Source organism: Streptomyces sp. SCPE 10, from assembly GCF_051980735.1.
Taxonomy (GTDB): Bacteria; Actinomycetota; Actinomycetes; order Streptomycetales; family Streptomycetaceae; genus Streptomyces; species Streptomyces misionensis.
The window spans coordinates 3646905-3659400 of sequence record NZ_CP197069.1 but is presented as its reverse complement, the minus strand read 5'-3'; the positions used below and the strand labels follow the sequence as shown (position 1 = coordinate 3659400).

The 12496-nt window shown below is 72.9% G+C and carries 12 protein-coding genes; 8 read left to right on the top strand and 4 right to left on the bottom strand.

Annotated elements, in window-relative coordinates; genetic code table 11:
- Positions 1 to 148 precede the first annotated feature (148 nt).
- The 7 genes from ACSP97_RS17035 (at position 149) to ACSP97_RS17005 (ending at position 6541) form a co-directional block, all read left to right on the top strand.
- Entirely contained in the window at positions 149 to 493 is a 345-nt protein-coding gene (locus ACSP97_RS17035; RefSeq protein WP_070024151.1) for a YbaB/EbfC family nucleoid-associated protein, read from the top strand.
- Between the two features lie 51 nt (positions 494 to 544).
- Positions 545 to 1144 carry a recombination mediator RecR gene (gene recR / locus ACSP97_RS17030; RefSeq protein WP_070024150.1) on the top strand — a complete coding sequence of 200 codons (600 nt, stop codon included), beginning with the start codon at positions 545 to 547 and terminating at the stop codon, positions 1142 to 1144.
- The gene (locus tag ACSP97_RS17025; protein ID WP_355146173.1) at positions 1137 to 1799 is read left to right on the top strand and encodes a DUF5063 domain-containing protein; all 663 of its coding nucleotides are present in this window, start codon (positions 1137 to 1139) and stop codon (positions 1797 to 1799) included. The genes recR and ACSP97_RS17025 overlap by 8 nt, the downstream gene beginning before the upstream one ends.
- 194 nt (positions 1800 to 1993) lie before the next feature.
- The gene (locus tag ACSP97_RS17020) at positions 1994 to 3265 is read left to right on the top strand and encodes an aspartate kinase (RefSeq protein WP_355146171.1); all 1272 of its coding nucleotides are present in this window, start codon (positions 1994 to 1996) and stop codon (positions 3263 to 3265) included.
- On the top strand, positions 3262 to 4317 hold the full coding sequence (locus ACSP97_RS17015) for an aspartate-semialdehyde dehydrogenase (protein ID WP_355321695.1): 1056 nt from the start codon (positions 3262 to 3264) through the stop codon (positions 4315 to 4317). The genes ACSP97_RS17020 and ACSP97_RS17015 overlap by 4 nt, the downstream gene beginning before the upstream one ends.
- 327 nt (positions 4318 to 4644) lie before the next feature.
- Positions 4645 to 5331: a SigE family RNA polymerase sigma factor gene (locus tag ACSP97_RS17010; RefSeq protein ID WP_355146167.1), complete on the top strand. Its 687-nt coding sequence runs from the start codon at positions 4645 to 4647 to the stop codon at positions 5329 to 5331.
- Positions 5332 to 5389: 58 nt separating this feature from the next.
- Positions 5390 to 6541 (top strand): hypothetical protein, encoded by a 1152-nt coding sequence (locus ACSP97_RS17005; RefSeq protein WP_355528557.1) that lies wholly within the window; start codon positions 5390 to 5392, stop codon positions 6539 to 6541.
- Between the two features lie 38 nt (positions 6542 to 6579).
- On the opposite strand, the gene ACSP97_RS17000 is transcribed toward ACSP97_RS17005, so the two are convergent.
- The gene (locus tag ACSP97_RS17000) at positions 6580 to 7377 is read right to left on the bottom strand and encodes an SURF1 family protein (protein WP_355146163.1); all 798 of its coding nucleotides are present in this window, start codon (positions 7375 to 7377) and stop codon (positions 6580 to 6582) included.
- A gap of 44 nt (positions 7378 to 7421) precedes the next feature.
- Positions 7422 to 8261, bottom strand: coding sequence for a class I SAM-dependent methyltransferase (locus tag ACSP97_RS16995; protein ID WP_355321701.1), 840 nt, complete (start codon positions 8259 to 8261; stop codon positions 7422 to 7424).
- 83 nt (positions 8262 to 8344) lie between these two features.
- On the opposite strand from ACSP97_RS16995, the gene ACSP97_RS16990 reads away from it, so the two are divergent.
- A complete protein-coding gene (locus tag ACSP97_RS16990) occupies positions 8345 to 10150 on the top strand; it encodes a prolyl oligopeptidase family serine peptidase (protein WP_440558158.1) in 1806 nt (601 codons plus the stop codon).
- A 111-nt stretch (positions 10151 to 10261) separates the two neighbouring features.
- Here the strand turns inward: ACSP97_RS16990 and ACSP97_RS16985 are convergent, their stop codons facing one another.
- Together ACSP97_RS16985 and ACSP97_RS16980 are read right to left on the bottom strand one after the other, a co-directional pair.
- Positions 10262 to 11344: a C40 family peptidase gene (locus ACSP97_RS16985; RefSeq protein ID WP_355321705.1), complete on the bottom strand. Its 1083-nt coding sequence runs from the start codon at positions 11342 to 11344 to the stop codon at positions 10262 to 10264.
- A 205-nt stretch (positions 11345 to 11549) separates the two neighbouring features.
- Complete coding sequence (locus tag ACSP97_RS16980) at positions 11550 to 12395, bottom strand: class I SAM-dependent methyltransferase (RefSeq protein WP_440558156.1); 846 nt, start codon at positions 12393 to 12395, stop codon at positions 11550 to 11552.
- Positions 12396 to 12496: the final 101 nt, after the last annotated feature.

Genomic DNA, 12496 nt, shown 5'->3' with positions numbered 1-12496 from the left:
CGGTCGGGACTTTCCCGGCTTTTCCGCCCGGAAGAGGGCCTTGATCAGGTGGAGATCCGCCGTCTCTCTCACTCGAAAGAGTGGCGGCGCGAGGGCCGCCTGGACCACGTAGGCTCGTGCCAAGGAGAAAGACGTAGAGGAGCTGATCGTGATCCCCGGTGGTGGCCAGCCCAACATGCAGCAGTTGCTCCAGCAGGCGCAGAAGATGCAGCAGGACCTGCAGCGGGCGCAACAGGAACTGGCGGAGACGGAGGTCGACGGGCAGGCAGGCGGCGGCCTGGTGCGGGCCACCGTGACCGGCGCCGGCGAGCTGCGCGGACTGAAGATCGACCCGAAGGCGGTGGACCCGGAGGACACCGAGACCCTCGCCGACCTGATCGTGGCGGCCGTGCAGGCGGCCAACGAGAACGCGCAGGCGCTCCAGCAGCAGAAGCTCGGCCCCCTGGCGCAGGGTCTGGGCGGCGGCACGGGCATCCCCGGTCTGCCGTTCTGAGCCCGTCCCCACTAGCGTACGTACCGAAAGGTCTCCAGGAAGGGCAGTCCGTTGTACGAAGGCGTGGTCCAGGACCTCATCGACGAGCTGGGGCGGCTGCCCGGCGTCGGTCCCAAGAGCGCGCAGCGGATCGCCTTCCACGTGCTTCAGGCCGAGCCGACGGACGTGAAGCGGCTCGCGCAGGCGCTGCTGGAGGTCAAGGCGAAGGTCCGCTTCTGCGCGACGTGCGGCAACGTCGCGCAGGAGGAGCTGTGCAACATCTGCCGTGACCCGCGCCGCGACCCCTCCGTGATCTGTGTGGTGGAGGAGCCCAAGGACGTCGTCGCGATCGAGCGCACCCGCGAGTTCCGCGGCCGCTACCACGTGCTCGGGGGCGCGATCAGCCCGATCGAGGGTGTGGGACCCGACGACCTGCGTATACGGGAACTTCTCGCGCGGTTGGCCGACGGGTCGGTCACCGAGCTGATCCTGGCCACCGATCCGAATCTCGAAGGCGAGGCGACGGCCACGTACCTCGCCCGGATGATCAAGCCCATGGGCCTGAAGGTCACCCGCCTGGCCAGCGGCCTCCCGGTGGGTGGCGACCTGGAATACGCGGACGAGGTCACCCTCGGCCGCGCCTTCGAGGGGAGAAGACTCCTAGATGTCTGACGCCACGCTGCACGCCACGTCGCAGGACCCGGACGATTTCGCGGTCCAGATCGCGGACCAGGTCGAGAGCTTCCTGGTCGCCGTCACGGAGGTGGCCAAGGGCGACGAGCCCGGCTCGGCCGTCCCGTTCCTCCTCCTGGAGGTCTCCCAGCTGCTGCTGGCCGGCGGCCGGCTGGGCGCCCACGAGGACATCGTCCCCGACGAGCGCTACGAGCCCGACCCGGGCCCGGAGGCGGACGTGGACGCCCTGCGGGAGAACTTCGCGCGGCTGCTGGAGCCCGTCGACGTCTACTCCGAGGTCTTCGACCCCTACGAGCCCCGCAAGGCCCCGGTGCCGGCCCGGATCTCGGACGACCTTGCCGACGTCATCACGGACCTGCGCCACGGCATGGCCCACTACCGTGCGGGCCGCACCACCGAGGCGCTGTGGTGGTGGCAGTTCTCCTACTTCTCCAACTGGGGCCCGACGGCCTCCGCGGTGCTGCGCGCCCTCCAGTCGGTGCTGATCCACGTCCGGCTCAACCAGCCCCTTGAGGAGCTGGACGGCCTGGACACCGACCAGACCCCGATGGGCGACGAGACCCTGGAGTTCGAGGCGGGCCGCGTCATGGCCGAGGAGATCGGCGGCCCGCTGGGCATCCGGCCGGGGATGTGAACCGGCCGGGTCGCGGCCCCGGGCTGTGACCCGGGGCACGTTTCGCGTGGCTCGGCGCGGGGCGGGCAGGAGGCCCTGCGGAAGCGGGCGCCCGAGGTCCGATCGGCGGATGTCTCACCATGCGGGAGCAGGGTGGTGGATTTCGGGCGCTCGTTAAACTGAGCCGACACAAACGAACCGAGCGAGGAGCGCACGTGGGCCTTGTCGTGCAGAAGTACGGAGGCTCCTCCGTAGCCGATGCCGAAGGCATCAAGCGCGTCGCCAAGCGGATCGTGGAAGCGAAGAAGAACGGCAACCAGGTTGTCGTCGTCGTTTCCGCGATGGGCGACACGACGGACGAGCTGATCGATCTCGCCGAGCAGGTTTCTCCGATGCCTGCCGGGCGTGAGTTCGACATGCTGCTGACCGCCGGAGAGCGGATCTCCATGGCACTGCTGGCCATGGCGATCAAAAACCTGGGTCACGAGGCCCAGTCCTTCACCGGCAGCCAGGCCGGCGTCATCACCGACTCGGTCCACAACAAGGCCCGGATCATCGACGTCACGCCCGGGCGGATCCGGACCGCGCTGGACGAGGGCAACATCGCGATCGTCGCCGGTTTCCAGGGTGTCAGCGCCGACAAGAAGGACATCACCACCCTCGGCCGCGGTGGTTCGGACACCACGGCCGTGGCGCTCGCCGCCGCCCTCGACGCCGAGGTCTGCGAGATCTACACCGACGTCGACGGCGTGTTCACCGCCGACCCGCGTGTGGTGAAGAAGGCCAGGAAGATCGACTGGATCTCCTTCGAGGACATGCTGGAGCTCGCGGCCTCCGGCTCCAAGGTGCTGCTCCACCGCTGTGTGGAGTACGCCCGCCGCTACAACATCCCGATCCACGTCCGCTCCAGCTTCAGCGGGTTGCAGGGCACGTGGGTCAGCAGTGAGCCGATTGGGGACAAGAAGGTGGAGCAGGCCATCATCTCCGGTGTCGCGCACGACACCTCCGAGGCCAAGATCACGGTCGTCGGCGTGCCGGACAAGCCGGGTGAGGCCGCCTCGATCTTCCGGGCCATCGCGGACGCCCAGATCAACATCGACATGGTCGTGCAGAACGTGTCCGCCGCCGCCACCGGTCTGACGGACATCTCCTTCACGCTGCCGAAGACCGAGGGCCGCAAGGCCATCGACGCCCTGGAGAAGAGCCGCGGCGGCATCGGCTTCGACTCGCTGCGCTACGACGACCAGATCGGCAAGATCTCGCTGGTCGGCGCGGGCATGAAGACCAACCCGGGCGTCACCGCCGCCTTCTTCGAGGCGCTGTCCGACGCGGGCGTGAACATCGAGCTGATCTCCACCTCCGAGATCCGCATCTCCGTGGTCACCCGCAAGGACGACGTGCCGGAGGCCGTGCGCGCCGTGCACAGCGCCTTCGGGCTGGACTCCGACACCGACGAGGCCGTCGTCTACGGAGGCACCGGCCGATGACCGCCAAGCCGACGCTCGCGGTCGTGGGAGCGACCGGAGCCGTCGGCCGGGTCATGCTCCAGATCCTGTCCCAGCGCGCGGACGTCTGGGGCGAGATCCGTCTGTTCGCCTCCCCCCGCTCGGCCGGCCGCAAGCTGACCGTGCGCGGGGAGGAGGTCGAGGTGGCGGCCCTGACCGAGGACGCGTTCGCCGGGGTGGACGTCGCTCTGTTCGACGTGCCGGAACCGGTCGCCGCCGAGTGGGCGCCCCTCGCCGTCGCGCGCGGCGCGGTGGTCGTCGACAACTCCGGGGCCTTCCGCGCCGACCCGGACGTGCCCCTGGTGGTGCCCGAGGTCAACGCCCACCGGGTGCGCAACCGCCCGCACGGCATCGTCGCCAACCCCGGCGCCACCACCCTCACCATGATCGTCGCGCTGGCCGCGCTGCACGCCGAGTACGGGCTGCGCGAGCTGGTGGTGTCGTCGTACCAGGCGGTGAGCGGGGCCGGGCGGGCCGGTGTGGAGACGCTGCGGGCCCAGCTGTCCCTGGTCGCCGGCACCGAGCTGGGCACCGCGCCCGGTGACGTACGGCGGGCCGTGGGCGACAGCACCGGCCCGTTCCCCGAGCCGGTCGCGCTGAACGTCGTGCCGTGGGCCGGTACGGCGGCCGAGGACGGCTGGTCCTCGGAGGAGCTGCGGGTGCGCGACGAGACCCGCCGGATCCTCTCCCTGCCCGGGCTGCCGGTCTCGGTGACCTGTGTCCGGGTGCCGGTGGTCACCACCCACTCGCTCACCGTCCACGCCCGCTTCCAGGGCGAGACCGGGGTGGCCGGGGCCCGCGAGATCCTCGCCACCGCGCCCGGCGTGGTGCTGTGCGACGACCCGGCGGCCGGCGAGTTCCCCACCCCCGCCGACGTGGTGGGCACCGATCCCGCCTGGGTGGGCCGGCTGCGGCGGGCGCTGGACGACCCGACCGCGCTCGAACTCTTCGTCTGCGGCGACAACTTGCGCAAAGGCGCCGCACTGAACCTCGTACAGATCGCGGAGCTGGTCGCCCGGGAGACCGCCGGGTGACGCATGGTGCCGCTTTGTAGGATCTGTGTGAGAAATGTGGCCGACGGCATGGCCGAAACCGCTTGAGCCGTCCCACTCGGCGACAGAAGATGTGCCTCCCCGCCCTCCGCAACCACGCGCAGGGCGGGGAGCGTCTTTGCGGTCACTCTTCGGGGCGAGGGGTGAGGGGCGTGGGGGCGCCGCGAACGGACCGGGTGCGGGGATGCCCGTCCACATCGGACATAGGGGAAGAGCGGGACGCATGACGGCATTTGAGGCACCGCCGGCTGTCGCACATGTGACGCCCGGCACGTACAACCCTGACGGGGGCAGACGTGTCCAACTGGCGTGGCAGAGGTACTCGAACTCACCGCGGCCCGCGGCACGGCGGCCCTTCGGCCGTCGCGTGCGGCACTGCGGCCCCGTACGCCCGGTGGCATGCCGGTGATCGCGCCCATGCCCGCCGCGCGGCCCGCCCGCATACCCGGTCAGCGAGACGGCGCTGAGGACACCACCGCGGGCACGGCCGCCGAGGCCGTCGCCGGCACCACCGTCGACCATCTCACCGAGACGTACCGGGCGCACTACCGCTCGCTGCTCGGTCTCGCCGCGCTCCTCCTCGACGACACCGCCTCCTGCGAGGACGTCGTCCAGGAGGCGTTCATCCGCGTCCACTCGGCGCGCAAACGCGTCCGCGACCCGCAGAAGACCCTCGCCTACCTCCGGCAGACGGTGGTCAACCTCTCCCGCTCCACGCTGCGCCGGCGCATCCTCGGCCTGAAGCTCCTCTCCAAGCCGATGCCGGACATGGCGAGCGCGGAGGAGGGCGCGTACGACCAGCTGGAGCGCCGCGACCTCATCAAGGCGATGAAGGGGCTGCAGCGCCGCCAGCGGGAGGTGCTGGTCCTGCGCTACTTCGCGGACATGACCGAGGCCCAGGTCGCCGAGACGCTCGGCATCTCCCTGGGCTCGGTGAAGGCGTACGGTTCGCGCGGGATCGCCGCGCTGCGGGTGGCCATGGAGCAGCCCGTATGAACGACGACCTGCACCCCGACGCCACCACCACACGTCATCGCACGCTGGGAACGAAACTGTGAACCACGGCCCCGACGACAGGACCACCGAGGGGCTCGCGCCGGCCGCGGACGACGTCCAGGGGCCGCGGGACTCCTTCGGTGAGGGCGAGGGCTCCGGCGGGCCGGACGGCCGGCCGGAGTCCGGGGAACCGGCTCCGGCGCTCGGCGGCCCCGGGTCGGACGAGGCGGCGCTGCGGCTGCTGCTGCACTCCGCGGTCGACGGCATCGAGCCGAGCACCGGCTCCCTGGAGCATCTGCGCCGGGCGGTGCCCGCGCGGCGGGCCCGCAAGCGGCAGGCCGCTGTCGGCATGGCCGCGGCGGCCCTGTTCTTCGGTACGGCCATCCCGGCCCTCGTCCATGTCTCCGGCTCCGGCGGCAGCGACCCCGACACCGCGATGGCCGGCCAGTCCTCGCAGGCCAGGTCCGGCACCGGGCACGGCCGGGACAAGGGCGGCGAGACGAGCGGCGGCAAGGGCGCCGACGGCCGGCCGGCCCAGCCCGGCAAGGAGCCGGGCAAGCCGGGCGAGAAGGGCAGGACCGGCGGCGCGGGCGCGGGTTCGGCCGCGGGCGCCGACCCGTCGGCCACCCTGGCCGCGGGCGTCCCGGTGTGCACGGCGGCCCAGCTGGGCTCCGCCACGGGCAGCACGGACGCGCCGGACTCCGCGGGCGTCGTCTACGGCACGTTCCACGTCACCAACGTCTCCACGAGCGCCTGCGCGGTCGACGGCGCGGGCACGGTGGGCGCGAGCGCGCAGGGCGCCGCGGAACCCGCGAAGATCATCGTCGTACGGCATGCGGCGGGGGACGCGGCGACCGGGCTGCCCGACCCCTCGCAGGAGGTGAGCGGGCTGGTCCTCCAGCCGGGTTCGGCCTACGAGGAGAAGTTCGCCTTCGTGCCCTCCGAGACCTGTCCCACGAGCGGCGGCTCGACCGGCGCCCCGGCCGGCGGGGGCGCGACCCCCGACCCGACGCCCACCGCGACGGACGGCTCCACCGACACCGGCGGCCCCTCCGGCACCACGACCCAGCTGGGCTCCGGGGACACCCCGCCCGACGGCGACGTCCTGCTCACCCACACCGCCCAGGCCGGCTCCCCGACGGTGTCCACCGTGGTGACGGGGGAGTGCGCGGGGACCGTGTACTACACGGGGCTGCTGGCCGGGTCGTAGCGTCCGGGCCCGCCCGGCCGCGCGCGGCGAAGGCGGGCTCAGCCGCCGGAGGACACCGTGACCGGCGCCGCGTCCTCCTGCGGCACCAGGCCCAGCTCGGCGTCCCGCGCGGCCTCGACCTCGCGCCGCAGCAGCCGGAACCACATGAACACCGTGAACCCGGCGAAGACGAACCACTCGCCGGTGTACCCCAGGTTCTGGAACGCCTTCAGGTCCAGCCCGGTGCCGTCCGGGGCCGCCGCCGGCACCGCCTTCATCCCCGCGTCGGCCTTGTCCAGCGTCACCCACGCGTCGTAGAGGCGGTACGGCACGAGGTTGACCAGCGAGGCCGAGCTGATCGCCGCCGTCTGTCCCGCCGGCAGCCCGCCCTGCGCGCTCACCCCGTTGTCCCCGGGCGTCTCGGACGCCTGCAGCGCGCCGGTGACGGTGACCTCGCCCCGCGGCGGCGCGGGCGCCTTCGCCGCGTCGGCCTTGCCCGGCAGCCAGCCGCGCACCACCGGCAGCGCCTTGCCGGTGCCGGTGCGCAGCAGCGTCAGGACGTAGAACCCGTCCTTGTCGTCGAGCTGCCGGCCGGGCACCAGCAGCTGCGTCCCGTACCGTCCGTGCGCGGTCACCCGTCGCCCGGACGTCGCCTTGTCCACCGGCAGCATCGAGTCCAGCGGCCGTGCCGCCTCGGAACTGTCGGAGGCGGCCTGCCGGTTCGCGGCGTGCTCCTCCTGCACCCGCCCCTCGAACCGGCTCAGCTGCCAGGACCCCATGAAGATGCAGAAGGGGATGGCGAGCAGCACGAAGACGTTGATGCCCCACCAGCGCGGAGTCAGCAGAAACCGGTACACGCCCTCCACGGTACGGCGCCCGCCCCGCCGCCCGGACCGCAGGGTCAGTCCTTGACGGCCTTCAGCGAGTAGATCAACGGGATCCGCGGGTGGCCCGCGGGGAAGCGGTGGTAGCCGTCGCGCACCTCGAAGTTCTCGAAGCGCGGGAAGAGGGAGACGTCGTGCTCGTGCAGGAACTCCAGGCGCAGTCCGGTCGCGGCGAGCGCCGAGACGACGTCCCCGAGCGTGTGCTGCCACTGCACGCTGCGGTTGTGCACGGTGACGGCGTCCCGGTCGGCGTAGGTGCCGGGTTCGTCGTACACCTGCGCGTCCCGGGAGAAGTAGTCGCGCACGACCCGGCCGCCGGTCGCGTCGTCCAGGGCCTCGGTGAGCGGGTGGAACTCGGCGAGGTAGAGGAAGCCGCCCGGCGCCACCAGGGACGCGGCGGTCTCGGCCCACCGCCGGACGTCCGGCAGCCAGCACAGCGCGCCGAGCCCGGTGTACACGATGTCGTACGACGCCTCGGGCACGGCCCGCGCCGCGTCGTACACGTCACCGGTGACGAAGGCCGCGCGCTCGGGCCCGTACCCCAGGTCGGCCGCGAGCGTGCGGGCCGCCTCGACGGCGGGCGCGGAGAAGTCCAGGCCGACGACGCGGGCGGCGCCGCGGTGCGCCCAGGAGAGGGTGTCCAGGCCGAGGTGGCACTGGAGGTGCAGCAGGCTCCTGCCGGTGACGTCGCCGACCTCGGCGGTCTCGAAGTCCCGCAGCACGTCCGGGCGGGCGCGGAAGCCGTCGAGGTCGTAGAAGCCGCTGTTCACATGGACGGGCACCCTCTCGTCCCACAGGGCCCGGTTGTCCTCGCGCCAGCCCTCGGGCACGGGTGTGGACGACGTCTGTGTGGTCATGCGCGGGAAGTTATCCACAGGCTGTGCCCACCCGCCACACAATTGTCCGCGCGGCCAGGCAGTATGGGCGCATGACTGGGGCGATGAGTGAGAGCAGGACGCCGGACACCTCGGGGATGCCGGACTGGGAGAAGCGCTTCCGCGCGCCGCGCGTGTCGCTGCCCGACTGGGCGGAGGACGCACCGCACCGCTCGCTGTTCGTGTCGAACGCGACGGGCACGTACGAGCTGTACGCGTGGGACCGCGCGACGGGCGAGCAGCGCCAGGCCACGGCCCGGCCGAACGGCACGACGAGCGGCGTGCTCTCCCCGGACGGCGCCTGGATCTGGTGGTTCGACGACAAGGACGGCGACGAGTTCGGCGTCTGGCGCCGCCAGCCCTTCACCGGCGGCGCGGACGAACCGGCCGTCCCGGGCCTCGCCCCCTCCTACCCGGCCGGTCTCGCCCTGGCCCGCGACGGCCGCACCGCGGTCGTGGGCCGCTCCACCGACGAGGACGGCACGACGATCCACCTGGCCCGCGCGGGCGAGGAGCCGGTGGAGATCTACCGGCACCGCGAGTCCGCGGGCGTCGGCGACCTCTCCCACGACGGCTCGCTGCTCGTCATCGAGCACACCGAGCACGGCGACGCGATGCACGCGGCGCTGCGCGTGCTGCGCCCGGACGGCACACCGGTCGCCGAGCTGGACGACACCAAGGGCGGCACCGAGGAGCTGGGCCTGGAGGTGCTGGGCTTCGCGCCCGTGGAGGGCGACAACCGGCTGCTCGTCGGGCACCAGCGCCGGGGCCGCTGGGAGCCGCTGGTGTGGGACGTGGTGTCCGGGGAGGAGACGGACCTCGCGCTGGAGCTGCCCGGTGACGTGGCCGCGGAGTGGTACCCGGACGGCTCGGGCCTGCTGATCGTGCACAGCTTCGAGGCCCGCAGCGAGCTGTTCCGCTACGACCTGGCGAGCCGTGAGCTGACCCGTGTCCCGACCCCGCCCGGCTCGGTCTCCGGGGCGACGGCCCGCCCGGACGGCAGCGTGGAGTACCTGTGGTCGTCGGCCGCCGAGCCGCCGGCGGTGCGGTCCACCTCCGGCGGGATGGTCCTGGACCCGCCGGGGATGGCGTGCCCGCCGTCGGTGCCGGTGGAGGACGTGTGGGTGGAGGGCCCCGGCGGCCGCGTCCACGCCCTGATCCAGAAGCCGGCGGGCGCCACCGGCCCCCTGCCCACCGTCTTCGACCTGCACGGCGGCCCGACGTGGCACGACAGCGACTCCTTCGCCGCCGGCCCGGCCGCCTGGGTCGACCACGGGTACGCGGTGATCCGCGTCAACTACCGCGGCTCGACCGGGTACGGCCGCGCGTGGACGGACGCGCTCAAGCACCGGGTCGGCCTGATCGAGCTGGAGGACGTGGCGGCCGTCCGCGACTGGGCGGTCTCCTCCGGCCTGGCCGACCCCGCCCGTCTGGTCCTCACCGGCGCCTCCTGGGGCGGCTACCTCACCCTCCTCGGCCTCGGCACCCAGCCGGACGCGTGGGCGGTCGGCATCGCGGTCGTCCCGGTCGCGGACTACGTGACGGCGTACCACGACGAGATGGAGGCCCTGAAGGCCATGGACCGCACCCTGCTGGGCGGCACCCCGGAGGAGGTCCCCGAGCGCTTCGAGGCGTCCTCGCCGCTCACCTACGTCGACCGGGTCAAGGCCCCCGTCTACATCTCCGCGGGCGTCAACGACCCCCGCTGCCCCATCCGGCAGATCGACAACTACGTCAAGCGCCTCGAATCCCGCGGCGCCACCCACGAGGTCTACCGCTACGACGCCGGCCACGGCTCCCTGGTCGCCGACGAGCGCATCAAGCAGGTCTCCCTGGAACTGGACTTCGCCAAGAGGCACCTCCCGGCGTAGCCCCGCCCACCCCGCCGGAGGCCACCGAACGGGCCCGCCCGCCGCGCCGGCGGCGGGCCCCCGGTCGCCGGGCCGCCCGCTGCCCTCCGCCGGCCCCGGGCGCCCGTCGCGTCACGCGTCCGGTCGTACGACGCCCAGGATCGGCATCGAGCCCGCGCCCGCGACCGTCACCGTGCGGCCCGGGCGGGGGGCCTGGACGATCGCGCCGTCTCCTATGTAGAGGGCGACATGGCTGGCGTCGTCGAAGTAGATGACGAGGTCGCCGGGGCGCATGTCCTTCACCGGGATGTGCTTGAGCTGCTTCCACTGCTCCTGCGAGGTGCGCGGGATGGGACGGCCGGCCGCGGCCCACGCCTGGGAGGTCAGGCCGGAGCAGTCGAAGGAGTCCGGACCCGCGGCGCCCCACACGTACGGCTTGCCGATCTGGGCGGTGGCGAACGCCACGGCCTTCTCGCCCTCGGCGGACGCCTTGCCGTGGATCTTCTCGAGGATGCCGGTGTCCAGCCAGGTGGTCTGCGCCTTGAGCGCGGCCTGCTGCTCCAGCTGGTCGAGCCGCTCCTTCTGCTTCTTCTCCAGCGACGACTCCAGCTTCTTCGCGGCGTCGATCTGCTGCTGGATCTTCTTCTTGGCGGCGGCCTTGGCCCTGCGGTCCGCGTCCAGCTTCTTCCACTGGGCGGCGGCGTCGTCCGCGTAGTCCTGCAACTGCTGCTGGGTGTCGGACAGTTCGCCGATCAGATGGTTGGCCGCCTGCTGCCCCTGGAGGACCAGGCCGGCGCCGTCCAGTACCTGCCCCGGGTCGTCGCTGAGCAGGAACCGGGCCGTGGGCGGCAGCCCGCCGCCGCGGTACTGCTCCCGGGCCGCCGCGCCCGCCTGGTCCTTGAGCTTCGCCAGCTTCCGCTGCCCGGCCACGATCTTCTCGGCCAGCGCGGCGATCTCGGCGGACTGCTTCTTCGCCTTCTCCTCGGCCGCGTTGTACGCGTCGGTGGCGACGGCCGCGTCGTGGTAGAGCGTGTCGAGCTTCTGGCGGACCTGTTCGAGGTCCTTGTCCGGCACGGGAGTCGGGCTCGGACCGGGCGCCCCGGCACCCGGCGGCGGTGCGGGGGCGGCGAACGCCGCACCGGGCGCCGCGAGCACGGTCACCGCGCAGACCACGGTCAGGGCGGCCGCGAGCAGACCACGCTTGCCCGTACCCATACCTACCCCCCAGCTGATTTACCGTCAGTAACATACGGATGCCTGAGGGATCGTGCCACGGTCGCGCGCAAAGCGACAGAGGACGTGAGGAAAGTCGGACTTTCCCCCCCGCCTCGAACGCCCCGGCCGCCACGACGACCACCCCGCCCGTGTGACGAACGGCGCCCGGGGATCGTTCCGTTGCCGACCACCCGAAAGGGTGGTTTCAGTTCCGGGGCGCCAACGCCTCCCACGCCACGGTCACTTCGCCCTGCCGCCAGCGGCCCGGCGCGTCCGTCACCGGCCAGTCACCGGTGAGGGAGCGCACGGCGCGCATCCAGCGCTGTCGCGCGCCGTACGAGGCGTACGGCGCGGCGGCCGCCCAGGCGCGGTCGAAATCGCGCAGGAACGCGTGCACCGGCTCACCGGGCACATTGCGGTGGATCAGCGCCTTCGGCAGCCGTTCGGCGAGATCGGAGGGGCGCTCCAGCGAACCGAGGCGGGTGGCGAAGGTGACCGTCCGGGGCCCCTCGGGGCCGAGCGCCACCCACACGTGCCGCCGCCCGATCTCGTCGCACGTCCCCTCGACCAGCAGCCCGCCGCGCGAACCGCCGCCCGCGGGGGCCAGCCGCGCGCACAGCCGCTCCCAGACGGCGGCGACCTCGGCCTCGTCGTACTGCCGCAGCACGTTCGCGGCCCGGATCAGCGTCGGGCGGCCGGGCACCGGCACCTCGAAGCCGCCGTGCCGGAAGACCAGCCCGTCCCGCTCGTAGGGCCGGGCGGCCGCCACCCGCTCCGGTTCGATCTCGACGCCGACGACCCGGGTGCGCGGGGCGACGGTGCGCAGCCGGCCGAGCAGCTCGACGGCGGTCCACGGGGCGGCGCCGTAGCCGAGGTCGACCACGACCGGTTCGCCGGCCCGGCGCAGCTCGGCGCCGTGCGCGGCGGCGATCCAGCGGTCCATGCGGCGCAGCCGGTTCGGGTTGGTGGTCCCGCGCGTCACGGTGCCCACCACGGGCGTCCCGTCGCCCGAGCGCAGCCGGGAGTGGGGGAGGGCGGTGCGGGAGGCCATGCGTACGAGGGTAAGGGGCGCGGCCGGGCGGACGGAGTTGAGCCGAAAGGGTAATGATTCGGCAAAGCCGCTTGTTCCGGAAATGGCCGGCCCCCTCGCCG